The 24,254-nt window shown below is 67.8% G+C and carries 24 protein-coding genes and 1 pseudogene; 14 read left to right on the plus strand and 11 right to left on the minus strand.

Going from position 1 to position 24,254, the window contains the following annotated elements:
• Positions 1-12: 12 nt before the first annotated feature.
• From lptB to kdsD, 5 genes are read right to left on the minus strand one after another with little or no spacing between them, the layout of a single operon-like run.
• Positions 13-789: an LPS export ABC transporter ATP-binding protein gene (gene lptB, locus GEM_RS03220; protein WP_014896016.1), complete on the minus strand. Its 777-nt coding sequence runs from the start codon at positions 787-789 to the stop codon at positions 13-15.
• Positions 786-1,451 carry a lipopolysaccharide transport periplasmic protein LptA gene (gene lptA / locus GEM_RS03225; protein ID WP_014896017.1) on the minus strand — a complete coding sequence of 222 codons (666 nt, stop codon included), beginning with the start codon at positions 1,449-1,451 and terminating at the stop codon, positions 786-788. Before lptA ends, lptB begins: the two co-directional genes overlap by 4 nt.
• Before the next feature lie 20 nt (positions 1,452-1,471).
• Complete coding sequence (gene lptC / locus GEM_RS03230) at positions 1,472-2,086, minus strand: LPS export ABC transporter periplasmic protein LptC (RefSeq protein WP_014896018.1); 615 nt, start codon at positions 2,084-2,086, stop codon at positions 1,472-1,474.
• Positions 2,087-2,089: 3 nt separating this feature from the next.
• Positions 2,090-2,626, minus strand: coding sequence for a KdsC family phosphatase (locus GEM_RS03235; RefSeq protein ID WP_014896019.1), 537 nt, complete (start codon positions 2,624-2,626; stop codon positions 2,090-2,092).
• On the minus strand, positions 2,626-3,609 hold the full coding sequence (gene kdsD / locus GEM_RS03240; RefSeq protein ID WP_014896020.1) for an arabinose 5-phosphate isomerase KdsD: 984 nt from the start codon (positions 3,607-3,609) through the stop codon (positions 2,626-2,628). The genes GEM_RS03235 and kdsD overlap by 1 nt, the downstream gene beginning before the upstream one ends.
• A 125-nt stretch (positions 3,610-3,734) precedes the next feature.
• Between kdsD and GEM_RS03245 the strand changes: the two genes are divergently transcribed.
• The 5 genes from GEM_RS03245 to purU all read left to right on the plus strand — a co-directional run bounded on the left by GEM_RS03245 (position 3,735) and on the right by purU (position 8,862).
• Positions 3,735-5,741, plus strand: coding sequence for a monovalent cation:proton antiporter family protein (locus GEM_RS03245; RefSeq protein WP_039321728.1), 2,007 nt, complete (start codon positions 3,735-3,737; stop codon positions 5,739-5,741).
• A 78-nt stretch (positions 5,742-5,819) separates the two neighbouring features.
• Positions 5,820-6,386 (plus strand): adenine phosphoribosyltransferase, encoded by a 567-nt coding sequence (locus GEM_RS03250; protein WP_014896022.1) that lies wholly within the window; start codon positions 5,820-5,822, stop codon positions 6,384-6,386.
• 34 nt (positions 6,387-6,420) lie between these two features.
• Complete coding sequence (locus tag GEM_RS03255) at positions 6,421-7,035, plus strand: LysE family translocator (protein WP_014896023.1); 615 nt, start codon at positions 6,421-6,423, stop codon at positions 7,033-7,035.
• Positions 7,036-7,040: 5 nt separating this feature from the next.
• Positions 7,041-7,898 carry an NUDIX hydrolase gene (locus GEM_RS03260; protein WP_014896024.1) on the plus strand — a complete coding sequence of 286 codons (858 nt, stop codon included), beginning with the start codon at positions 7,041-7,043 and terminating at the stop codon, positions 7,896-7,898.
• Between the two features lie 79 nt (positions 7,899-7,977).
• Positions 7,978-8,862, plus strand: coding sequence for a formyltetrahydrofolate deformylase (purU, locus tag GEM_RS03265; protein WP_014896025.1), 885 nt, complete (start codon positions 7,978-7,980; stop codon positions 8,860-8,862).
• A gap of 102 nt (positions 8,863-8,964) precedes the next feature.
• On the opposite strand, the gene GEM_RS03270 is transcribed toward purU, so the two are convergent.
• Positions 8,965-10,047 carry an AI-2E family transporter gene (locus GEM_RS03270; protein WP_014896026.1) on the minus strand — a complete coding sequence of 361 codons (1,083 nt, stop codon included), beginning with the start codon at positions 10,045-10,047 and terminating at the stop codon, positions 8,965-8,967.
• Between the two features lie 257 nt (positions 10,048-10,304).
• Positions 10,305-13,190 carry an excinuclease ABC subunit UvrA gene (gene uvrA, locus GEM_RS03275; RefSeq protein ID WP_014896027.1) on the minus strand — a complete coding sequence of 962 codons (2,886 nt, stop codon included), beginning with the start codon at positions 13,188-13,190 and terminating at the stop codon, positions 10,305-10,307.
• 263 nt (positions 13,191-13,453) lie between these two features.
• On the opposite strand from uvrA, the gene GEM_RS03280 reads away from it, so the two are divergent.
• The 9 genes and pseudogenes from GEM_RS03280 (at position 13,454) to GEM_RS03320 (ending at position 21,257) form a co-directional block, all read left to right on the plus strand.
• Positions 13,454-14,641 (plus strand): MFS transporter, encoded by a 1,188-nt coding sequence (locus tag GEM_RS03280; protein WP_039321700.1) that lies wholly within the window; start codon positions 13,454-13,456, stop codon positions 14,639-14,641.
• A gap of 103 nt (positions 14,642-14,744) precedes the next feature.
• Entirely contained in the window at positions 14,745-15,299 is a 555-nt protein-coding gene (locus tag GEM_RS03285) for a single-stranded DNA-binding protein (protein ID WP_014896029.1), read from the plus strand.
• 113 nt (positions 15,300-15,412) lie between these two features.
• Positions 15,413-15,964, plus strand: coding sequence for a G/U mismatch-specific DNA glycosylase (gene mug / locus GEM_RS03290; protein WP_014896030.1), 552 nt, complete (start codon positions 15,413-15,415; stop codon positions 15,962-15,964).
• A complete protein-coding gene (locus tag GEM_RS03295; RefSeq protein WP_014896031.1) occupies positions 15,951-16,574 on the plus strand; it encodes a DNA-3-methyladenine glycosylase in 624 nt (207 codons plus the stop codon). The genes mug and GEM_RS03295 overlap by 14 nt, the downstream gene beginning before the upstream one ends.
• A 71-nt stretch (positions 16,575-16,645) precedes the next feature.
• Positions 16,646-17,410, plus strand: coding sequence for a ParA family protein (locus tag GEM_RS03300; protein WP_014896032.1), 765 nt, complete (start codon positions 16,646-16,648; stop codon positions 17,408-17,410).
• 456 nt (positions 17,411-17,866) lie between these two features.
• Positions 17,867-18,448, plus strand: coding sequence for a TIGR01841 family phasin (gene phaP, locus GEM_RS03305; RefSeq protein ID WP_014896033.1), 582 nt, complete (start codon positions 17,867-17,869; stop codon positions 18,446-18,448).
• 269 nt (positions 18,449-18,717) lie between these two features.
• Positions 18,718-19,900, plus strand: a pseudogene (locus GEM_RS03310) (acetyl-CoA C-acetyltransferase).
• Between the two features lie 216 nt (positions 19,901-20,116).
• Positions 20,117-20,860: an acetoacetyl-CoA reductase gene (phbB, locus tag GEM_RS03315; protein ID WP_041490444.1), complete on the plus strand. Its 744-nt coding sequence runs from the start codon at positions 20,117-20,119 to the stop codon at positions 20,858-20,860.
• A 196-nt stretch (positions 20,861-21,056) separates the two neighbouring features.
• The gene (locus tag GEM_RS03320) at positions 21,057-21,257 is read left to right on the plus strand and encodes a hypothetical protein (protein ID WP_014896036.1); all 201 of its coding nucleotides are present in this window, start codon (positions 21,057-21,059) and stop codon (positions 21,255-21,257) included.
• 87 nt (positions 21,258-21,344) lie between these two features.
• Here GEM_RS03320 and GEM_RS03325 read toward each other — a convergent pair whose 3' ends face one another.
• The 4 genes from GEM_RS03325 to GEM_RS03340 are packed head-to-tail and all read right to left on the minus strand — an operon-like array spanning position 21,345 to position 24,208.
• Entirely contained in the window at positions 21,345-21,638 is a 294-nt protein-coding gene (locus tag GEM_RS03325; RefSeq protein ID WP_014896037.1) for a hypothetical protein, read from the minus strand.
• Between the two features lie 22 nt (positions 21,639-21,660).
• Positions 21,661-22,173 carry a hotdog family protein gene (locus tag GEM_RS03330; RefSeq protein WP_014896038.1) on the minus strand — a complete coding sequence of 171 codons (513 nt, stop codon included), beginning with the start codon at positions 22,171-22,173 and terminating at the stop codon, positions 21,661-21,663.
• On the minus strand, positions 22,170-22,988 hold the full coding sequence (locus GEM_RS03335; protein ID WP_014896039.1) for a beta-ketoacyl synthase chain length factor: 819 nt from the start codon (positions 22,986-22,988) through the stop codon (positions 22,170-22,172). The genes GEM_RS03330 and GEM_RS03335 overlap by 4 nt, the downstream gene beginning before the upstream one ends.
• Entirely contained in the window at positions 22,985-24,208 is a 1,224-nt protein-coding gene (locus GEM_RS03340) for a beta-ketoacyl-[acyl-carrier-protein] synthase family protein (RefSeq protein WP_014896040.1), read from the minus strand. Before GEM_RS03340 ends, GEM_RS03335 begins: the two co-directional genes overlap by 4 nt.
• Between the last annotated feature and the right edge of the window lie 46 nt (positions 24,209-24,254).

The raw sequence follows: 24,254 nt of genomic DNA on the forward strand, positions 1-24,254 counted from the left end.
CACGGGGGGGATTTACATGCGGAAGTGTTCGCCGAGGTACACGCGGCGCACGCTTTCGTTTTCGATGATGTCGCTCGGCGCGCCGGCGGCGAGCACCGAACCGTCGCTGATGATGTAAGCGTGGTCGCAGATGCCGAGCGTTTCGCGGACGTTGTGATCGGTAATCAGCACGCCGATGTTGCGCTGCTTCAGGAACCTGACGATCTTCTGGATCTCGAGCACCGCGATCGGGTCGACGCCGGCGAACGGCTCGTCGAGCAGGATGAAGTTCGGATTGGTCGCGAGCGCACGCGCAATCTCGACGCGACGGCGTTCGCCGCCCGACAGCGACAGCGCCGGGTTCTCGCGCAGGTGGCCGATCTGCAACTCGTCGAGCAGCGCCTCGGTGCGCGACGCGATCGCGTCCTTCGACAGCCGCTTGCCGTCTTCGCCGTGCTGCAGCTCGAGCACCGCGCGGATGTTCTCCTCGACGGTCAGCTTGCGGAACACCGACGCTTCCTGCGGCAGGTACGACAGGCCGAGCGATGCGCGCTTGTGGATCGGCAGCAGGCTGATCGAGCTGCCGTTCAGCGAGATCTCGCCCGCGTCGAGCGGCACCAGGCCGACGATCATGTAGAACGACGTGGTCTTGCCGGCGCCGTTCGGGCCGAGCAGGCCGACGACCTCGCCGCTCTTCACATCGAGCGACACGTCCTTGACGACCGTGCGCGAGCCATAGCGCTTCTTCAGGTTCCGGACGACGAGCGAACTCGTGGTGCCGGCCGGCTGGCGGTTCGGGAGCGCGTTCATTGGCCGGGCGCTCCCTGGATCGTGGTCGACGGCGACAGCTTCGCCGGCGCGCCGTTCAGCGGCCCGGGGCCGCCGTTCTTCGGCGACAGCATCGCGCGCACGCGGCCGTTCGGGTTGCCCGGCGCCGCAACGTCCTTGCCGCCCTTCGCGGTGTAGAAGTCGCGCTGGCCGTCGTACGTGATCACGCTGCCATGCACGGTGTCGGCGATCGTCGTCGTGCCCTGCAGGCGGCGCACGGTCGCGGCGGTCGTCAGCGTCGTCAGGTCCTGCTTGCCGTCGTAGTCGATGCGCTCGGCGTCGCCGTCGATGTACTCGTCGAGACCTTCGCGCTTCTGGCGGAACGTCGCGTGCTTCTTGCCGCTGCCGAACGACGTGGCGTACTGATAGCCTTCCGGATCCTGGCGCACTTCGACGCGATCGCCCTTGATGATGATCGTGCCCTTCGTGATCACGACGTTGCCGGTCGCGACCGTGACCTGCTTCAGGTCGTCATAGGTCAGGTTGTCCGCCTCGACGTTGATCGGCTTGTTCTGGTCAGCCTTCTCGGCATGGGCGAGCGGCGCCAGCCCGATGAGCGGGAGCGCCACGAGCGTCGCGGCGAGCGCGGCGCGGACGGCGCGCGCAGCGCCGCCGGAATTCTGTCGAGGGAACGGTTCGTTCATGCAGTCACGTGAGGGATGCGTCACCTGGATTGACCTTTCGAGCCGCCGGACGTATCCGCGGCGGCGATCGTGCCGCGCACGTTGCCGTAAAGCTCGATGACCCGGGTGACGTTGTTGTACTTCATGCCGTCGGTCGCGTTGACGAGCGACAGGCCGCGCTGAAGTTTAACCGGCTTTTCGGTCTGGATCACATCGTCATTGACGAAGATCCGGAAATGCTGGGAATCGGCCTGCATCTGCGGATCGCCGCCGCCGGCCACGCGCAGGATGCGCGCGTCGTCGTACAAATCGACGATCGACACGTCGCCATTGACGGTGCCGCGCTTCGCGGTGGTCGTCACGACCGGCTTGCCGGGCTGGAATGCGCGCATGGCCGGATCGGTCAGGTCGCTGGTTTCGGTGTCTTCGTAATGGATCAGCTTCGCGGCCGTCAGCCGGTACTGGGTCGAGCCGGACTGGTCGAGCTCGGTGACCGAGAAGTTGTCCGCGAAATAGTCGGGCGTATGGCGCTTCGGCTGCACGGTGCCCTCGCCGGGCGGCGGCAGCGTCGCCTGCAGCAGCCACCACGTGATGCCCGCGAGCGCGGCCACCGCGACGAGCGGCAGCAACTGGGTCCAGCGGAAATGCGTGTTCATCCGTCAGGCTCCGCAGGCGGCCGCGAGCAGCGCGTCGTAGCGGCGCTGCGCGCGCAGGATCGCGTCGCAGACTTCGCGCACCGCGCCCTGGCCGCCGCGGGCCTCGGCGACCCAGTGCGCGCGGGCGATCACCTCGGGGTGCGCATTGGCCGGCGCGGTCGCGAAGCCGCAGCGCAGCAGCACCGGCAGGTCGGGCCAGTCGTCGCCCATGTAGCCGCACGCGTCGGCGGTGATGCCGAGCGACGCGATCAGGTCGGCGAACACGGTGAGCTTGTTCTCGACGCCCTGGAACAGGTGCGCGATCTTCATTTCCTTCGCACGCGCCGCGACGATCTCCGAGCGGCGGCCGGTGATGATCGCGGTTGCGATGCCGGCTTCGCCAAGCAGCTTCACGCCGTGGCCGTCGAGCGAATTGAACGACTTCATCGCGTCGCCGGCCGCGGTAAACAGCAGGCCGCCGTCGGTCAGCACGCCGTCGACGTCGAAAATCATCAGCTTCACGCGGCTCGCGCGTTCGGCCGCAGTCAGCGCTGCGCTCATCAGATCACCTTCTTCGAAAACAGGTCGTGCATGTTCAGCGCGCCGATCAGCGCGCCGTCGGCATCGACGACCAGCATCTGGTTGATCCGGTGGCGCTCCATCAGTTCCACGGCCTCGACCGCGAGATGTTCGGGGCCGATCGTGCGCGGCTCGCGCGTCATCACTTCGACGATCGGCAAGGTGCGGAAATCGCCGTCGCGCGCCAGTACGCGACGCAGGTCGCCGTCCGTGAAGATGCCGGCGACATGGCCATTGGCGTCGACCACGGCCGTCATGCCCAAGCGCTTCGCGGTGATCTGGAACAGCGCGTCCGACAGCGTCGCGTCGAGCCCGACGCGCGGCACGTCGTCGCCCGAGCGCATCACGTCGCGCACATGGGTGAGCAGGCGCCGGCCGAGCGCGCCGCCCGGATGCGAGCGCGCGAAATCCTCGGAGCCGAAGCCGCGCGCGTCGAGCACCGCGACGGCGAGCGCATCGCCGAGCGCGAGCGCGGCGGTCGTGCTCGCGGTGGGCGCGAGGTTCAGCGGGCACGCTTCCTTCGAGACCGCGGCGTTCAGGTTCACGTCGGCGAGCGTGCCGAGGCTCGATTCCGCTCGGCCCGTGATCGCGATCAGCTTCGCGCCGATCCGCTTGACGAGCGGCAGGATCGCGACGAGTTCTTCCGACTCGCCTGAATAGGAGATGCCGATGAAGACGTCGTCCGACGTGACCATGCCGAGGTCGCCGTGGCTGGCCTCGGCCGGATGGACGAAGAAGGCCGGCGTGCCGGTGCTCGCCAGCGTTGCCGCGATCTTGCGGGCGATGTGCCCCGATTTGCCGATGCCGGACACCACGACGCGGCCGCGGCAGCCGAGCAGCAGCGCGACGGCCTGGACGAAGTCGCCGTCAAGCTGGTCGCGCAGCGCGCGTACGGCGTCCGCCTCGATGTCGAGCACGTCGCGGGCGAGCGCGAGCGCCCGATCATCATTGATTTTCGCTATCATGCGCGGAGTATAGCAAAGGCGTTTGTTCGCCGCGCCGCGCCTTCGGACTCGTCCGATGTCGCCAGCCCACCGCCACCACCCGCGCCCGCATTGCCGTGGCCCCGACGAACGAGGACGCTTTGCCCGTGATTTCCCCGCTCGAAATGACCCTGCTGCTGCTGCTGGCCTCGGTGGTGGGCGTCGTCGTATTTCGCTCGTTGAACCTGCCGCCGATGCTCGGCTACCTGACCGTCGGCATCCTGGTCGGCCCGCACGCGTTCGGCATCGCCGCGGACCTCGAACGGGCCGAGCACCTCGCGGAGTTCGGCGTGGTGTTCCTGATGTTCTCGATCGGCCTCGAATTCTCGCTCGCGAAGCTGAGGGCGATGCAGCGGCTCGTGTTCGGGCTCGGGCTGCTGCAGGTCGTCGCGACCCTCGTGCTCGCGGTCGTGCTCGGCGCGCTGTTCGAGCACTGGGTGCACATCACGTGGCAGGGCAGCGTCGCGCTCGGCGGCGCGCTCGCGATGTCGTCGACGGCGATCGTGTCGAAGATGCTCGCCGAGCGGCTCGAGATCGAGACCGCGCACGGCCGCAACATCTTCGGCGTGCTGCTGTTCCAGGATCTCGCGGTGGTGCCGCTGCTGATCGTGATCGCCGCGTTCGGCGCCGAGTCGTCGAAGGATCTCGCGCTCACGCTCGGCTTCGCGGCGGTGAAGATCGTGATCGCGCTCGCGCTGCTGCTGATCGTCGGCCAGCGCTTCATGACGCGCTGGCTCAACGTCGTCGCGCGTCGTCGCTCGCAGGAACTGTTCGTGCTGAACCTGCTGCTCGTCACGCTCGGCGCCGCGTTCATCACCGACCGCTTCGGCCTGTCGCTCGCGCTCGGCGCGTTCATCGCGGGGATGCTGATCTCCGAGACGCCGTTCCGCCATCAGGTGGAAGAGGACATCAAGCCGTTCCGCGACGTGCTGCTCGGCCTGTTCTTCGTGACGACCGGGATGCTGCTCGATCCGCGCGTGATCTGGGAGCACCCGCTCCTCGTGCTCGGCTTCTTCGTCGGGCAGATCCTGTTCAAGGCGACCATGATCGCGGGGCTCGCGCGCCTGTTCGGCGCGACGCCGGGCGTCGCGATGCGCACCGGCATCGGTCTCGCGCAAGCCGGCGAATTCGGCTTCGTGCTGCTGAACCTGATCCTCGACCGGCATCTCGTCGATTCGACGCTGCTGCAGGCGATCCTCGCATCGATGCTGCTGTCGATGCTGGCCGCGCCGTTCCTGATCCAGAATGCCGACCGGATCGTGATGCGGCTGTCGTCGACCGAATGGATGCAGCAGTCGCTGCAGATGACGCGGATCGCGACGCAAAGCCTCAAGCAGCGCGGCCACGTGATCATCTGCGGCTACGGCCGCGCGGGCCAGAACCTGGCGCGGATGCTCGAGCAGGAAGGCATTTCGTACGTCGCGCTCGACCTCGATCCCGATCGCGTGAGCGCGGCCGCGACGGCCGGCGAATCGGTCGTGTTCGGCGACGCGGCGCGCCGCGAGTCGCTGCTCGCGGCCGGTATCCATCGCGCGGCGGCGGTCGCGATCACGTATGCGAACACGCCGTCCGCGCTGCGCGTGCTGCACCATGTGCACGAACTCGAGCCGACGCTGCCGGCGATCGTGCGCACGGTCGATGACGCCGATCTCGAGAAACTGCTCGCGGCCGGCGCGACCGAGGTGATTCCGGAGATCGTCGAGGGCAGCCTGATGCTCGCGTCGCACACGCTGGTGCTGGTCGGCGTGCCGATGCGCAAGGTCGTGCGGCGCGTCGAGGAGATGCGCGACGAGCGCTACAGCCTGCTGCGCGGCTATTTCCACGGCGCGGACGACGCGGACGACGACGCGCGCGAGCAGGTGCGGCTACAATCGGTGCCGGTCGATACGCGCGCGGACGCGGTCGGGCGCTCGCTGGAAGAGCTCGGGCTGTATGCGCTCGGGCTGGAAGTCACGGCGATCCGCCGGCACGGGATCCGCGGCGTCGAACCCGATCCGCAGACCAAGCTGCGCGCCAGCGACATCGTCGTGCTGCGCGGGCTGCCCGAGGCGCTTGCACTCGCGGAGGAGCGGCTGTCGCGCCATCGGCGCGAGCCGCCGACCGCGGTCGCCTGAGTCGCGATTCGATAACCTGACCCGTATTTATTCAAAACGGTGCCCGATCTTCGCGCACCGTTTTTTTCGGAGAGTTTCATGCCGCATTCGTCGTCGGGCGCACCGCTCGATCCGGTCGCCTTCATTCACAGCCAGATCCGCACGGTCCCCGACTGGCCCCAGCCGGGCGTGATGTTCCGCGACATAACGACGCTGCTGCAGAGCCCGAAGGCGCTGCGCATCCTCGTCGACCTGTTCGTCGAACGCTATGTCGATGCGAAGCTCGACTACGTCGCGGGGCTCGATGCGCGCGGCTTCATCATCGCGCCGATCGTCGCGTACGAGCTGAGCGTCGGCTTCGTGCCGATCCGCAAGGTCGGCAAGCTGCCGTACAAGACGTGCTCGGAATCGTACGACCTCGAATACGGCAGTGCGACGGTCGAAATCCATGAAGACGCGTGCCGCCCCGGCGATCGCGTGATCATCATGGACGACCTGATTGCGACCGGCGGCACGATGATGGCGGGGCGCAACCTGCTGCAGCGGCTCGGCGCGGTCGTGGTCGAAGGCGCGGCGATCATCGACCTGCCCGATCTCGGCGGCTCGACGCTGCTGCGCAACGCGGGGCTGCCCGTCTACACCGTCACCGAATTCGCCGGCCACTGAACCCCTGAACGCCGGCCCACGCCGCGAGGTCACGATGCCCAACTTCATGCTGTTTCTCGCCACGTCGATCGCGATCACGTTCGCGCCGGGTCCCGACAACCTGCAGGTGCTCGCGCGCGGCATCTCGCAGGGCCGCGCGGCCGGCTTCGTCGCGGCGCTCGGCTTCACGGCCGGGATCCTGTTCCATACGACGCTCGCGGCGCTCGGCGTCGCGGCCGTGCTGCGTTCGTCGCCGGTCGCGTTCCAGGCACTGAAGCTCGCGGGCGCCGCGTACCTCGTGTGGATCGGCATCAAGGCGCTGCGCAGCCAGGGCCTCGCGAATGCGCATCAGCGTCCGCCGCAGCCGCTGCGCGCGATCTTCCGGCAGAGCGTGATCGGCAACCTGATGAACCCGAAGGTCACGCTGTTCTTCGTCGTGTTCCTGCCGCAGTTCGTCGATCCGCACGGCGTGCAGAGCGTGACGCTGCAGATGTTCGAGCTCGGCGCGCTGTTCATGCTGCAGACGGCCGCGATCTTCTCGCTGTTCGGCGTCGGCGCGGGCGCGATCGGCACATGGCTGAAGCGCCGCCCGAAGGCCGGCGTGTGGCTCGACCGGATTGCCGGCGCGACCTTCATCGCGATCGGCATTCGCGTCGCGCTGAAGGACTGAGCCCGATGACGTTTCCGTGCATTGCGGCCGCACGCCGCTTCGATCCGGCCGCGCACCTGCGCTTCGAGATCGCCGGCGAGCAGGTCGGCTGGGTGCGCCGCCAGGACGTCGCGAAGCTTGCCCGCTGGCCCGACGTGTTCGAGCTGACGGACGCGCGCGTCGTGCTGTCGGCGCGTTACGACTCGGTCGACGCGCGCAGCATGGCGCTCGCGAGCGCGATCGGCGCGCTCGCGGCGGAAGGTGCGATTCCCGGCTGGCGCGACGAGATCTATGCGGTCCGCAACCGCTTCGACGATCCGCCGCTCGCGTATATCGAGCGCGCGGCGTCGCGCTTTTTCGGCACGCAGACCTATGCGGTGCACCTGAACGGCATCGTAGAATATGCGGCTGCGCCGGGTTCGCCGGCCGTGCCGCAGATGTGGCTCGGCCGCCGCAGCGAGACCAAGGCCACCGACCCCGGCATGCTCGACAACGTCGTCGCGGGCGGTATCGGCTGGGGGCTGGGTGTTCACGAGACGCTCACGAAGGAATGCTGGGAAGAGGCCGGCATGCCGGCCGAACTCGCGTCGCGCGCGATCGCGGGCCGCGCAGTGCAGGTGCTGTGCTCGCTGCCCGAAGGCACTCAGTCCGAGCTGATCTTCGTGTACGACCTGCCGCTGCCGCGCGACTTCGCGCCGCACAACCAGGACGGCGAAGTGGCCGAGCACCTGCTGGCCGGCGTGCCCGAGGTGATCGGCTGGCTGCGCGAGGGCCGCGCGACGATGGATGCGAGCCTCGCGATGCTCGACACGCTGCTGCGCCACCGCTGGCTCGCGGCGGCCGACGCGGCGGGCATCGACGCGCTGTTCGCGCCGGCCGCGTAATGCGCGCGCCGGTCCCGGCGCGGTCGAGGTCGCACGAACGGCCCATTTGACGAATACGGAAACCAAGGGAGTAGCGGTCATGTCGACCGATCACAGCTTTATCTTGAAACTGTCGTGCCCCGACCGGCACGGCATCGTCCACGCGGTCTCGGGCTTCCTGTTCGAGCGCAGCAACAACATCCTCGACTCGGCGCAGTTCGGCGACAGCCGCACCGGCGAGTTCTTCATGCGCGTGCACTTCGAGCAGGATGCCGACGGCGCGGATGCCGCGTCTGCGCTCGACACGCTTCGCAACGAATTCGCGCCGCTCGCCGAGCAGTTCGCGATGCGCTGGGAACTGCACGACGCGGCCGTGAAGCCGCGTGTCGTGATCATGGTGTCGAAGATCGGCCATTGCCTGAACGACCTGCTGTTCCGCTATCGCACCGGCCAGCTGCCGATCGAGATCCCGGCGATCGTGTCGAACCACAAGGAGTTCTACCAGCTCGCCGCGAGCTACAACATCCCGTTCCATCACTTCCCGCTGATCGGCGGTTCGTCCGATGCGGCGAAGGCCGCGCAGGAAGCGCGCGTGCTGGAGGTGATCGACGAACACCAGGCCGATCTCGTCGTGCTCGCGCGCTACATGCAGATCCTGTCGCCGAACATGTGCCAGCAGCTCGCCGGTCGCGCGATCAACATCCACCATTCGTTCCTGCCGAGCTTCAAGGGCGCGAAGCCGTACTACCAGGCGTTCGACCGCGGCGTGAAGCTGATCGGCGCGACCGCGCACTACGTGACGACCGATCTCGACGAAGGCCCGATCATCGAGCAGGAAGTCGAGCGCGTCGACCACAGCATGACGCCCGACCAGCTCACCGCGATCGGTCGCGACGTCGAGTGCGTGACGCTCGCGCGTGCGGTGAAGTGGCACGTCGAGCACCGGATCGTGCTGAACGGGACGAAGACGGTCGTGTTCCGCTGATCGGCGGTTCGCGCCTGCCGGCGGTCGGCCGCCGGCCCGCCAATGAAAACGCCGCGCCCTTCACGGGGCGCGGCGTTTTTTCATCGCGTGACGGGCAGGGCGTCAGATCAGGCGCAGCATGTACAGCTCGCGCTTCAGGTACGCATAGAAGATCGGCGCGGCGATCACGCCCGGCAGCCCGAACGCGGCTTCCATGATCAGCATCGCGAGCAGCAGCTCCCACGCGCGCGACTCGATCTGGCCGCCGATGATCTTCGCGTTCAGGAAGTATTCGAGCTTGTGGATCACGACGAGGAACGCGAGCGACGCGATCGCGGTGCCCATGCTGACCGACAGCGACACCGCGACGATCAGCGTGTTCGAGATCAGGTTGCCGATTACCGGCAGCAGCCCGACGATGAACGTGACGAGCACCAGCGTTTTCGACAGCGGCAGCCGCTGGTGGAAGATCGGCAGCGCGACGAGCAGGTAGATGCCGGTGAAGGCCGCGTTGATCGCCGAGATCTTGATCTGTGCGAACACGATCCGGCGGAACGATTCGGCGAAGCGCGACACGCGCGTGACGAGCGCGGTCGACAGCGGCCGGCGCACCTTGCCGTGCTCGACCCCGATCGCGATCATCGCGCCGATGATCATCCCGAACAGCACGTGGCCGAAGCCGCGCGCGACGCTCTTGCCGCCTTGCTGGAGCTGGTCCATGTGCGAGTGCATCAGCAGCGCCGCCTTGGTCTTCATCTGTTCGACGTCGACGGGCAGCAGGTTCGCGATCCAGGCCGGCGTGCGTGCGCGCGTTTGCTCGACGATCTGCATCAGCTGGTCGAGCAGGCTCTGCAGGTTCGGCACCGTGCGCTCGAAGTGCTCGATGATGCCGATCGTCAGGCCGGTGAGCCCGCCGACGATCGCGATCGACAGCAGCACGACGGCGACCCAGCGCGCGCGCATGCTGGTCGTGTGGCGCTCGATCACGGGGGCGATCGTATGGATCAGCTGATAGACCAACAGGCCGGCCAGCAGCCCGCCCAGCAGCTTGAGTTCGATGACGAGCACCATCGCGACGAGGGCGAACAGGTAGCTGCCGGTCTCGATCGCCGACAGCTTCGGCAGGCTGAAGTCGCTCGTCAGCTGCACGCTGCGCAGGTGCGGCTCGCGGTTCTGCGCGTCGCGCGACTCTTGTTGCTTCTCCATCGTGGATTCCTGTCGTTCGTGTGTCGCGCCGCGCGGTGGGCGGCAGGACGGCGGTCGCCGCGGCGCCGCGCCGGATTGGTGCGGATGGCGAACCTTACGACCGTAAAGTATAGCTGCCATTATGGGCCGCAACGGGGCAGTTTGGCTCGTGGTGTAAACGCAGAGGGAAAAACCGCGGAAGGGAAAACGAGGAGGCGGGCGCCGCCGCGGGCGCCCGGCACGCGCGGCCGGGCGGCCGCGCGCGGGAACGGTGGCCGTCAGCCGGCCGCCACCTTGCGGGTCGGGCGCTTGAGCAGCGGCGCGAGGTACTTGCCGGTGAAGCTCGCCTTGGTCTTCGCGACCTGCTCGGGCGTGCCCTGCGCGATGATCTGGCCGCCGCCGGCGCCGCCTTCGGGGCCGAGGTCGATCACCCAGTCGGCCGTCTTGATCACGTCGAGGTTGTGCTCGATGATCACGACCGTGTTGCCCTGGTCGCGCAACCGGTGGATCACCTCCAGCAGCAGTGCGATGTCGTGGAAGTGCAGGCCGGTGGTCGGCTCGTCGAGGATGTACAGCGTGCGGCCGGTGTCGCGCTTCGACAGCTCCAACGACAGCTTCACGCGCTGCGCCTCGCCGCCCGACAGCGTCGTGGCCGACTGGCCGAGGCGGATGTAGCCAAGGCCGACGTCGAGCAGCGTCTTCAGCTTGCGGGCGATGACCGGCACCGCGCTGAAGAATTCGTACGCGTGTTCGACCGTCATGTCGAGCACTTCGCTGATGTTCTTGCCCTTGTACTGCACCTCGAGCGTTTCGCGGTTGTAGCGCTTGCCGTGGCACACGTCGCACGGCACGTAGACGTCCGGCAGGAAGTGCATCTCGACCTTCAGCACGCCGTCGCCCTGGCACGACTCGCAGCGGCCGCCCTTCACGTTGAACGAGAAGCGGCCCGGATCGTAGCCGCGCTCCTTCGCGGTCGGCACGCCCGAGAACAGTTCGCGGATCGGCGTGAACAGGCCCGTGTACGTGGCCGGGTTCGAACGCGGCGTGCGGCCGATCGGCGACTGGTCGACGTTGATCACCTTGTCGAAGTGCTCGAGCCCTTCGATTGCCTCATGCGGCGCCGGTTCGGCCGACGAGCCGTACAGGTGGCGCGCGACCGCGTGATACAGCGTGTCGTTGATCAGCGTCGACTTGCCGGAACCCGACACGCCGGTGATGCAGGTCAGCAGGCCGACCGGCAACTCGAGATCGACGTGCTTCAGGTTGTTGCCGTGCGCGTCGACGATGCGCAGCATGCGTTCGGGATCGGGCGCGAGCCGCTCGTCCGGATACTCGATCGTGCGCTTGCCGACGAGATACTGGCCCGTCAGCGACTGCGGATTCGACTGCACCTGCTTCGGCGTGCCTTCGGCGACCACCACGCCGCCGTGCTCGCCCGCGCCGGGACCCATGTCGACGACGTAGTCGGCGGTGCGGATCATGTCCTCGTCGTGCTCGACGACGATCACCGAGTTGCCGAGGTCGCGCAGGTGCTTGAGTGTCCCGATCAGGCGGTCGTTGTCCCGCTGGTGCAGGCCGATCGACGGCTCGTCGAGCACATACATCACGCCGGTCAGGCCCGAGCCGATCTGTGACGCGAGCCGGATGCGCTGCGCCTCGCCGCCGGACAAGGTCTCGGCGCTGCGCTCGAGCGACAGGTAGTCGAGGCCGACGTTGTTCAGGAAGGTCAGGCGCGCGACGATCTCCTTGATCACCTTGTCGGCGATCTCGCGCTTCGCGCCGTCGAGCGACAGGCCGTCGAAATAGCCGAGCGCGTCGCGCAGCGGCCAGCCGCTGATTTCATAGATGCCGCGCGCGTAATCGCCGGTGCCGACCCGCACGTGGCGCGCCTCGCGGCGCAGCCGCGTGCCGTCGCACGACGGGCACGGCTGGTTGTTCTGGTACTTCGACAGCTCTTCGCGCACCGCGACCGAATCGGTCTCGCGGTATCGGCGCTCCAGGTTCGGGATGATCCCTTCGAACACGTGCTCGCGGATCGTCGTGCGGCCGCGCTCGTTGATGTACGAGAACGGGATCGTCTGCTTGCCGGAGCCGAACAGCAACACCTTGCGGATCTTTTCCGGCAGGTCCTCGAACGCGGCGTCGATGTCGAATTCGTAGAATGCCGCGAGGCTCTGCAGCATCTGGAAGTAGAACTGGTTGCGGCGGTCCCAGCCCTTCACGGCGCCGGCGGCGAGCGACAGCGACGGGTGCGCGACGACCCGCTTCGGGTCGAAGAACGTGATCTGGCCGAGGCCGTCGCATTCCGGGCACGCGCCCATCGGGTTGTTGAACGAGAACAGGCGCGGCTCGAGCTCCTGCAGCGAGTACGAGCAGATCGGGCACGCGAACTTCGAGCTGAACAGGTGCTCGTGGTCGGTATCCATCTCGAGCGCGATCGCGCGGCCGTCGGCGAGGCGCAGCGCGGTCTCGAACGATTCCGCGAGGCGCTGCTTCATGTCCGGGCGCACCTTCAGGCGGTCGACGACGACGTCGATCGTGTGCTTGTCGTTCTTCTTGAGCTTCGGCAGCGACTCGACCTCGTAGATCTTCGCGACGCCTTCGTTGGCGGTGCCGCCGCCCGAGCGCACGCGAAAGCGCACGAAGCCCTGCGCCTGCATGTCCTCGAACAGCTCGGCGTGCTCGCCCTTGCGGTTCGCGACGACCGGCGCGAGGATCATCAGCTTGGTTTCCTCGGGCAGCGCGAGCGCCGCGTCGACCATTTGCGACACGCTCTGCGCCTCGAGCGGGATGTCGTGGTCGGGGCAGTAAGGCGTGCCGACACGTGCGAACAAAAGTCGCAGGTAGTCGTGGATTTCGGTGACCGTGCCGACGGTCGAACGCGGGTTGTGGGACGTCGCCTTCTGCTCGATCGAGATCGCGGGCGACAGGCCCTCGATCAGGTCGACGTCGGGTTTCTCCATCAGCTGCAGGAACTGGCGGGCATACGCGGACAGGCTTTCGACGTAGCGGCGCTGGCCCTCGGCATAAAGGGTGTCGAACGCGAGCGACGACTTGCCCGACCCGGACAACCCGGTAATCACGACCAGCTTGTGGCGCGGCAGGTCGAGATTGACGTTTTTCAGGTTGTGGGTGCGTGCCCCACGGATACGGATCTGTTCCATGAACCTGGCGAAAATGGAGGGAACCAAACCTGCTACTATAACGGCTTTTCGAGGCCGTCGTTGGGGCCCCCAGCCTTTGCAGCAGCTGGCAGCAAGGCGGTGCCCACGCCGGGGAAAGTAGCCGCGCTGCACGGCTCGAGGCGGCCCGCCGGCGTCCCGGAAAGCGGCCCCGGCAAGCGCCAGCCAGGCCGCCGGGCCAGTGGCCCTGATCTTCCGCCGCCCGCCGCCGGGCGGACATTCCGATCATTCGAAATTCATTCCCGATGTCCAATCCGTCCGCCACGTCTTCCCGCATGAGTGCGCCCGAACTGCGCGCGACCACGTCGCTCGCGGCGATCTTCGCGCTGCGCATGCTCGGCCTGTTCATGATCATGCCGGTGTTCTCGGTCTACGCGAAAACCATCCCGGGCGGCGACAACGTGCTGCTCGTCGGCATCGCGCTCGGGGCCTACGGCGTCACGCAGTCGCTGTTCTACATCTTCTACGGCTGGGCATCCGACAAGTTCGGCCGCAAGCCGGTGATCGCCACGGGCCTCGTGATCTTCGCGCTCGGCAGCTTCGTCGCCGCGTTCGCGCACGACATCACGTGGATCATCGTCGGCCGCGTGATCCAGGGGATGGGCGCCGTGTCGTCCGCGGTGCTCGCGTTCATCGCCGACCTGACCTCCGAGCAGAACCGCACGAAGGCGATGGCGATGGTCGGCGGCTCGATCGGCGTATCGTTCGCGGTCGCGATCGTCGGTGCGCCGATCGTGTTCCACTGGGTCGGGATGAGCGGGCTGTTCGCGATCGTCGGCGTGCTGTCGATCCTCGCGATCGGCGTCGTGGTGTGGGTCGTGCCCGACGCGGCGAAGCCCGTGCACGTGCCGGCGCCGTTCGGCGAGGTGTTGCACAACGTCGAGCTGCTGCGCCTGAACTTCGGCGTGCTCGTGCTGCATGCGACGCAGACGGCGCTGTTCCTCGTCGTGCCGCGCCTGCTGGTCGACGGCGGGCTGCCGGTCGCTTCGCACTGGAAGGTCTACCTGCCGGTGATGGGGCTCGCGTTCGTGATGATGGTCCCGGCGATCATCGTCGCGGAAAAACGGGGCAAGATGAAGCCGGTGCTGCTCGGCGGCATTCTGGCTATCCTGATCGGTCAATTGTTGCTCGGCAGCGCGCCGCATACCATCCTCATTGTGGCGGCGATCCTGTTCGTGTACTTCCTTGGTTTCAACATCCTGGAAGCGTCGCAGCCGTCGCTCGTGTCGAAGCTCGCGCCGGGTTCGCGCAAGGGCGCGGCCACGGGCGTCTACAACACCACGCAGTCGATCGGGCTCGCGCTCGGCGGCATCGTAGGCGGGTGGCTGCTGAAGCACGGCGGCGCGAACACCGTCTTCTATGCGTGCTCGGGGCTCGTGGCAGCGTGGCTTATAATCGCGGCCAGCATGAAAGCGCCGCCGCGCAAGGCCTGAACCTAATTTCCGGGCAGGCAGCGGCGACGCTTGCCGGCTAGCCCGGCGGGCCGCTCCGACGACTTTCGCGGGCGGCCCGGCATCGAATTTACTGGAGAAACACATGGCATCCGTCAACAAGGTCATCCTCGTCGGCAATCTCGGCGCCGATCCTGAAGTCCGTTACCTGCCGAGCGGCGACGCGGTTGCGAACATCCGTCTCGCGACGACCGATCGCTACAAGGACAAGGCGAGCGGCGATTTCAAGGAAATGACCGAGTGGCACCGCGTCGCGTTCTTCGGCCGTCTCGCCGAAATCGTCAGCGAATACCTGAAGAAGGGCTCGTCGGTCTATATCGAAGGCCGCATCCGCACGCGCAAGTGGCAGGGCCAGGACGGCCAGGATCGCTACTCGACCGAAATCGTCGCCGACCAGATGCAGATGCTCGGCGGCCGCGGCGGTGCGGGCGGCGGCGGCGGCGGTGGTGACGAAGGCGGTTACGGCGGCGGCTACGGTGGTGGCGGCGGCGGTCGTGGCGGCGAGCAGATGGAACGCGGCGGTGGCGGCGGTCGTGCCGGCGGCGCGGCGCGTGGCGGTGCAGGCGGCGGCGCACCGAGCCGTCCGAGCGCGCCGGCAGGCGGCGGCTTCGACGAGATGGACGACGATATTCCGTTCTGACGGAACGCCGGCATCCCGCACCGGAATGGGCCCGAATGTCCGAGTCAAGCCAGTCGCCTGGCCCGGACCTTCGGGTCTTTTTTCGTTTACGTCCCGCGCGCCCGAGGCCGACCGTGGCAGACGCACTCCCCGACATCATCGCCCCGCAGCTCGACGTGCTGTTCTGCGGAATCAACCCCGGCCTGACCGCGGCCGCGACCGGCCATCACTTCGCCGGAAGGAACAACCGCTTCTGGCGCATGCTGCATCTCGCGGGCTTTACGCCGGACGAAATCGCGCCGCAGGACGACCGGACGATTCTGCAGTACGGATGCGGGCTGACCGCGGTCGTGCCGCGACCGACCGCAAGTGCCGATCAGCTGTCGCACGCGGAATTCATCGCGGCCGCGGCCGTCTTCGAGCAGAAGGTCGCGCGTCATGCGCCACGCTTCGTCGCGTTTCTCGGCAAGGCCGCTTACGCCGCGCTCTCCGGGCAACGCGAGATCGCGTGGGGGCTGCAACCGGCGCGCATGCAGCGCGCGGCCGTCTGGATCCTGCCGAACCCGAGCGGAAGAAACCGTGCATTCGGCAGCGACGAACTGGTCGATGCGTACCGTCAGCTTCGTATCGCGGCGCGCGCCGTGGCGGGCCGCCACCGGCACGAGGCGCCGGATGACGCGCAATAAGCGCGTGCCGGACTGGCCGGGCGCACTGTTGCCGCGCGCGTTCTTCGATCGCGCCGCCACCGAAGTCGCGCCGCAACTGCTGAACAAGATCCTTGCGGCAGCGGACGGCCGAGCGGGCCGGATCGTCGAAGTGGAAGCGTATGCCGGCGCGATCGACCCGGCCGCGCATACCTACCGCGGCAAGACGCCGCGCAACGCGACGATGTTCGGGCCGCCTGGGCATCTGTACGTCTATTTCACCTACGGCATGCACTGGTGCTGCAACTGCGTGTGCGGCCCGGACGGCGCCGACACGGGGGTGCTGATCCGTGCGCTGGAGCCGCTTCACGGGCTCGAGCGGATGCGCGCCGCACGGCCGCCGCTGACGCGCGATCGCGATCTGTGTCGCGGGCCGGCGCGGCTGACGCAGGCGCTCGGCATCGGCGGCGCGCAGGACGGCGTTGATCTGGTCGCCGCGCGCGCAGGCTTCGCGATCGTGGACGACGGCATGGCGCCGCCCGCGAATCTGGCGGGTGGGCCGCGCATCGGCATTCGCGTCGGCAAGGCGTTGCCCTGGCGCTGGAGCGTGCCCGGCAACCGCTATGTATCGGGCCCTTTGACGCGGATCTGACGGATGTCACGCGCGCGCCATTATTGACCCGTTAAGCTCGTTCCTTCGACGTTTCAATCGAAGGGGACACAATGCGGCGGGTCGTATTCAACCAGAAGGGCGGCGTGGGCAAGTCGACGATCGTCTGCAACCTGGCGGCGATCAGCGCGAGCGAAGGGCTGCGCACGCTTGTCATCGACCTCGACGCACAGGCGAATTCGACGCGCTACCTGCTTGGCGACGGCGCGACCGACGTCCATCCCGGCGTCGCCGAATTCTTCGAGACCGCACTGACGTTCAACTTCCGGCCGGTCGACGTCGCATCGTTCATCCATCCGACCCCGTTCGAAGGGCTCGACGTGATGCCTGCGCATCCGGATCTCGACACGCTGCACGGCAAGCTCGAGTCGCGCTACAAGATCTACAAGCTGCGCGATGCGCTGAACGAGCTCGACACCTACGATGCCGTCTACATCGACACGCCGCCCGCGCTGAATTTCTACACGCGCTCGGCGCTGATCGCGGTCGAGCGCTGCCTGATCCCGTTCGACTGCGACGACTTCTCGCGCCGCGCGCTGTACACGCTGCTCGAGAACGTGAAGGAAATCCAGCAGGACCATAACGCGGCGCTCGAGGTCGAGGGAATCGTCATCAACCAGTTCCAGCCACGCGCGAGCCTGCCGCAGCGGCTGGTCGACGAACTCGTCGGCGAAGGGCTGCCGGTGCTGGCGTCGAAGTTGTCGGCGTCGGTGAAGATCCGCGAGTCGCATCAGCAGTCGACGCCGGTGATCCATCTCGAACCGACCCACAAGCTCGCGCAGGAGTTTCTCGCGCTGCATCGCGAGCTGGTCGGCTGAGGTCGTCGCCGTCGCGTGCGGTGGTGCGCGCGATCGTTGAAATCGTCATTAATAATCCTGGAAACGATTTCAAAATAAATCTGCAAAAACGATTACATCGGTAGCCGATCCGTTTTCAATGGGGACCTCTTTTCTAATAACGGGAATAATGACGGGGTAAATGTTGCGGTCAGGCACGATGCGCTATGCTGTAAAAATGTAAAAATCATTATCGGACAAGGTGTTGCAACATGGCCCCACGGTGCAAGCCTATCCCGGGTCACACGGTCAACCTGACTGCTAAGGGTTTTCACCTAGCATTAATGCAACTTAATTGACAATTAATGCCTCTAGAATGGCCACTCTCAACTTCTCGCATTCAATGGCGTTTGCGGGTTGTGAATTAGGGGGCAGGCCGTCAATCTGGCTCCCATTCTCTTTACGTCGTCTCTCGCATTGCTAACAGGAGCGTGTCCGATGTCCGTATTTGCCCCCGAAAAATTCGCTGCCGATTATCAGTCCGGTATTGCCGCCTGGTTCGCGATCGCCCGTCCGGCGATCAGCGGTTTCGAGGCCGTCGTCGAACTCAACCTGCAAGCGACCAAGACGGCGCTCGAAGAGTACGAAGACAAGCTGAAGAACGCATTCAATGCCAGCAACCCGGCCGCGGGTTTCGCGCAGCAGGTCGCCGCACCGCAGGAAGCAGCCGGCAAGGCCGTCGCGTACGGCCGCCATCTGTTCGACATCGCGGTGTCGACGCAGGCCGAGTGGGCGAAGGTCGCGCAGGCTCAGTACGAGCAGACCGACAAGCGCGTGAAGGACGTGTTCGGCGAGCTGACGAAGCATGCGCCGGCCGGTTCGGCCCCCGTGGTCGCGGCGCTGAATTCGGCGCTGTCCGCGGCAACCGCCGCGGCCGACTCCGTGCGCGCAGCGGCGGGGCAGGCGATCGAAGCCGCACAAAGCGGTTTCGACGCAGTCAGCGAAACGGCGACGCGCGGTGCCAAGCAGGCGGCCGCCGCAGCACGCAAGGAAGCCGCTTCGCGCGAATCGGCAGCATGACCGCGTGTCGCGCGTCGGCGCGACACGATTGACCGGCGCCGGATGGCGCCGGCCGCCGCGTGTGCCGCGTGGCGGCCGGCGAACCTCCGGTTTGCCGCACCGTGCCGGTGCATGGCTGGACCGTGCGGATGCGCGGCGCGCCTGAGCGCGCGAACGTGCAGCCGCATTCGGGGCCGCGTGGCCCTTGAGCGCCACCGTCGGCCGCCGCACCGTGCCGGCACCGGAACGCAATACGGATCGACCCACTGATTTCAATGCAGGAACTGAACATGACGGACGTAGTGATCGTATCGGCCGCGCGGACCGCGGTCGGCAAATTCGGCGGCTCGCTCGCGAAGGTTGCGGCACCGGAGCTGGGCGCGACGGTGATCCGCGCAGTGCTGGAGCGTGCGGGCGTGAAGCCCGAGCAGGTCAGCGAAGTGATCATGGGCCAGGTGCTGACGGCCGGTTCCGGGCAGAACCCGGCGCGCCAGTCGCTGATCAAGGCCGGGCTGCCGACGGCAGTGCCGGGGATGACGATCAACAAGGTGTGCGGCTCGGGCCTGAAGGCCGTGATGCTGGCGGCGAATGCGATTGTCGCGGGCGACGCGGACATCGTGATCGCGGGCGGCCAGGAGAACATGAGCGCATCGCCGCACGTGCTGCCGGGCTCGCGCGACGGGTTCCGGATGGGCGACGCGAAGCTGGTCGACACGATGATCGTCGACGGCCTGTGGGACGTGTACAACCAGTACCACATGGGCGTCACGGCGGAGAACGTCGCGAAGGAATACGGGATCACGCGCGAAGAGCAGGACGCGTTCGCGGCGCTGTCGCAGAACAAGGCGGAAGCCGCGCAGAAGGCCGGCCGCTTCAACGACGAGATCGTTCCGGTATCGATCCCGCAACGCAAGGGCGAGCCGCTGCAGTTCGCGACCGACGAGTTCGTGCGTCACGGCGTGACGGCGGAATCGCTGGCCGGGCTGAAGCCGGCGTTCTCGAAGGACGGTTCGGTGACGGCGGCGAATGCGTCGGGGCTGAACGACGGCGCGGCGGCGGTGCTGGTGATGTCGGGCGCAGAAGGCGGCGGCACTCGGCCTGACGCCGCTGGCGCGGATCAAGGCGTACGCGAACGCGGGCGTGGATCCGAGCGTGATGGGCATGGGCCCGGTGCCGGCGTCGCGCCGTTGCCTGGAGCGTGCGGGCTGGACGCCGGGCGACCTGGACCTGATGGAAATCAACGAGGCATTCGCGGCGCAGGCGCTGGCGGTGCACAAGCAGATGGGCTGGGACACGTCGAAGGTGAACGTGAACGGCGGAGCGATCGCGATCGGTCACCCGATCGGCGCGTCGGGCTGCCGGATCCTGGTGACGCTGCTGCACGAGATGGTCAAGCGCGACGCGAAGCGCGGGCTGGCGTCGCTGTGTATCGGCGGCGGGATGGGCGTCGCGCTCGCGGTCGAGCGCGTCTGAGCAGGATCTGAGACATCGCGCGTGTGCGGCGCCGGCCTGTGCCGCATACGCGCGAAGCAGCTTTCGCGCGTAACAAGCAACCAACAACAAGCGTGATGTTCCGGTGCGTGCCACGTCCGCGTCGCGGGCGGCAGCGCATCGAAGCGGTGGGGCGGCAGCATGTGCCATGCCGTCGCCCCGCACCATCGATTACTTTCTTTGTCGGTAACTTATAGGATGACTAAGCGAATTGCAGTTGTGACAGGTGGAATGGGCGGCCTCGGTGAAGCGATCAGCATCCGGTTGAACGATGCGGGCCACCGGGTCGTCGTCACGTATTCGCCGAACAATGCCGGCGCCGATCGCTGGCTGACCGAGATGCATGCGGCCGGCCGTGAATTCCACGCGTATCCGGTGGACGTGGCCGATCACGATTCGTGCCAGCAGTGCATCGAGAAGATCGTCCGGGACGTCGGCCCGGTCGACATCCTGGTGAACAACGCGGGCATCACGCGCGACATGACGCTGCGCAAGCTCGACAAGGTCAACTGGGATGCGGTGATCCGCACCAACCTCGATTCCGTGTTCAACATGACGAAGCCGGTCTGCGACGGCATGGTCGAGCGCGGCTGGGGGCGCATCGTCAACATTGCGTCGGTCAACGGTTCGAAGGGCTCGGTCGGCCAGACCAACTACGCGGCCGCGAAGGCCGGCATGCACGGTTTCACGAAATCGCTCGCGCTCGAGATCGCGCGCAAGGGCGTGACGGTGAACACGGTGTCGCCGGGCTATCTCGCGACGAAGATGGTGACGGCGATCCCGCAGGACATCCTCGACACGAAGATCCTTCCGCAGATTCCGGCGGGACGACTCGGTCAACCCGAGGAAGTCGCGGCACTGATCGCGTATCTGTGCTCGGAGGACGCCGGTTTCGTGACGGGCTCCAACATCGCGATCAACGGCGGCCAGCACATGCACTGACGCGCGGCGGCCCGGGCGGCGTTCGCGCGCGTCCGGGTCGTGCTCCCGCTGTATCCAGCGCCGGGGCGGCACGCAGGCGCGCAGTGACGGATCACGGACGCGGGCGCGCTGCACCCGCGGCGGGCGGTGTGCGCCCATGGTCCGGCCACCGCGACGCGGCAGGCACGCCGCACCGGCCTCGCATTCCGGAGGAGGCATGGGTGACACCTGGATGGGACTTGCGATCGGCGGCTCGGCGCTGGCCGTCGCACTGACGATGGCGATCGCGCTTCACTGGCTCGAGCGGCGCCGCGCGCGGCTGCTGCGAAACTTCGATCATCGCGATTGCTGGCTCGTCGCGTACGGCAAGTGCCTCGCGCGCAGGCCGGCGCGCCGCACCCGCGCCGGCTCGCGATGACGGTGGCGGTGGCGGTGCGGCCGCGGCGCGTTCACGCGCCGTGCCGCACCCCGCGTATCCAGCCTGCGGTGTGCGGCACCTGCACGCTCAATTGCTGCTCTTCTCCGCGCCTTCGCCCGAATCGTTCTTGTGGAAGATCCGCTTCGTCGTGCGCTTGGTGGCATCCCAGCCCTCGCGTGACGCATGCGCGATGCCGTGGCCGACCGTCTTCGCGGCGCTCGCGGTCGCGTGGCCGAAGCCGCGCGCGGCCTCGCCGGTCTTGTGCGCGGCTTCCTTCGAATCGCGCTTGATGTCCTGCTTCACTTCCGACATGTCCGCGTGCGCGATCGGGCTGATCAGCGCAAGAACGAGCGCGCTGTAAATGAACTGACGTGCTTTCACGACCTGGTTTCCTTGGGTAAATTCATCTGGGGTCTGCACTACCGGCAGGCGGCGGAACAAGTGCGCCGGCCGCCGATGCATCGAGCATCACCGCGGCGCGGCCGCTGAGCAGCACGCGCTCGCCGCAGCGCAGCGCGAAGGCGTACAGCACCGAGCGGCCGTCGCCGCTGATGCGTTCGGCGTCGACGGTCAGCGGCAGGTCGAACGTGTCGAGCCGATCGACGCACGCGTCGACGTTGCGCACGCTCGCGAGATAACCGACGCACGGCCGCGCGTGCGCCTGTTGTGCGCAGACCAGTGCGCCGTGCACGGCCATCGCCTGCGCCGCATATTCGATCCCGCAGACCGACGCGAGCCGGCCGCGCGAGCGCAGCGGGTTGTGCGGATCGCGGTGGCTCGTCGCGCTGCAGCGGATCGACGCGGCGTCCCATGCTTCGACTCGATCGAGCAGGCACATCGCGCCGTCGTGCGGAATGTGCGCGGCGATCCATGCGCGATCGAGCGTCGCCGGCGGCGTCGAGGCGAGCGTCGTCATTGCGCGCGCTCCGCGGCGGCATCCGGCATCACGATGTCGACCTGCACGCGCGTATCCGCCAGATAGTCGAGCACGACGCGCGTCGCGCGCCGCGCGGCGAGCGCGTCGAGCAGCGGCAGCGCGCGCGCGGCCGGATTGCCGGCGCGCAGCGCCTCGAGTTCGGGGTTCGCGAGCGTCGTCGCCGGCGCGTCGGTGAGCTGCACGTCGATGCGCGCGAGCGTGCGTTCGCCCGCATCGGGCGCGAACACGAGCGCGACGCCGAATGCGTCGACGATCGGCCGCACCGCGTGCAACGGCTCCGGATACTCGGTGTCGTACGCGATCAGCAGGCTCGGCACGCGATCGACCGCGACCTGGCACAGGCTCTCGAGCAGGCCCGCGGCAAAGCTGCCGTCGTGCGCGCACAGCACGTTCGACGTCGCCATCGCGCGGGTCGCGATGCTCCAGTAGCCGGCCGGCGCGTTGTGCACGGAGTTGTGGAACCGCGTGGGCGACAGGTGGCGATCGTCGCCGGCGAGGGTCTCGCAGATCGCGTGGCAGTTCTGGCCGTCGCCGCCGGACGCGCTGAACACGGTCGCGAGCGTGGCCGCATCGCGCCCGCTCGCGGCTGCCGCTTCGAGGCCGACCGCGAGCGCGACCCGCACGACGGGGCCGGTGCGGCGACGTTCCGCCGGCGGCAGGCCGGCCGGCGGCGGCAGCACGGTGCGCGCGCTCGCATAGGCCGCGCGGCCCGCGAGCACGTCGGCCGCGTGCGGCCAGTCGTTCAGTCCGGGGCCGACGAGGCCGACGCTGTCGATGTAGGCGGTGACTGTCATGTCGGCTCCCGGCGGCTGGCATGCTCGGCGCGGCCGAGGATCAGGCTGCAATTGGTGCCGCCGAAGCCGAACGAATTGGACAGGACCGCGCGGACGCGCGCCGCGCGGCTGGCGAGCACGTAGTCGGCAGCCAGCGCCGGGTCGGGATGCGTCGTGTTGACGCCGGCCGGCACGAACTGCTCGCGCAGCGCGAGCGCGGCGACGACGGCTTCGAGCGCACCGGCGGCGCCGAGCGTATGACCGGTCGCACCCTTCGTCGAGCTGCACGGCGTGCGCGCGAGCAATGCGCCGACCGCGCGGCTTTCGGCAGCGTCATTGCTGGGCGTCGCGGTGCCGTGCAGGTTCACATAGTCGATGTCGCTCGCGTCGAGGCCGGCCGAGGCGAGCGCCTGTTCGATCGCGAGGCGCGCGCCGAGCCCTTCCGGATGCGGCGACGACATGTGGTGCGCGTCGCTTGATTCGCCGATGCCGAGCAGCAGGATCGCGTCGTCGTCGAGCGCGGCGGGCGGCGCCGGCACGCGTTCGAGCAACGCGAACGCGGCGGCCTCGCCGATCGAGATGCCGTCGCGCGCGACGTCGAACGGCCGGCACGGCAGGCGCGACAGCAGTTCGAGCGAATTGAAGCCGTACAGCGTCGTGAGGCACAGCGAATCGACGCCGCCGACGACAGCCGCGTCGATCAGCCCCGCGTCGATCATCCGGCGCGCGGAGCCGAATACCTTCGCGCCGGACGAGCACGCGGACGAGATCGCCATCGCAGGTCCGCGCAGCGCGAAATATGCGCGCACGAACGCGGCAGGCGAATACGGGTTGTGCGTATGCGCGTAGTGAAAGCCGGCGGGCAGTGCGCCGCTCGCCGGATCGCGCTGCTCGTACGCGCGTTCGGTCTCGAGGATGCCGGACGTGCTCGTGCCGACGAACACGCCGACGCGGGCGGCGCCATAGCGCGACACGGCCGCCGCGACGCGTGCGTCGAAGCCGTCCTGCACGAGGCCGAGCTGCGCGAGGCGGTTGTTGCGGCAGTCGAAATCGGCGAGATCCGCGCGCACGGGCTGCGCAGCGACGCCGTCCACGGCGCCGATCCAGGTGTCGAGATCGGCGCGCTCGAAGTCGCACGGCGTGAGCCCGCCGCGGGCGTCGCGCAGCGCGGCGAGGGTCGCGTCGAGGCCGCGGCCGATGCAGCTGGTGGCGGTGAAGTGCGAGAGCAGGAGAGGTTTCACGAGGGTCGCATCCGGTGGCCGGAACGGGCGCCGCAGCAGGGCTGGC

Origin of the sequence: Burkholderia cepacia GG4 (assembly GCF_000292915.1) — a bacterium.
Lineage (GTDB): Bacteria > Pseudomonadota > Gammaproteobacteria > Burkholderiales > Burkholderiaceae > Burkholderia > Burkholderia cepacia_D.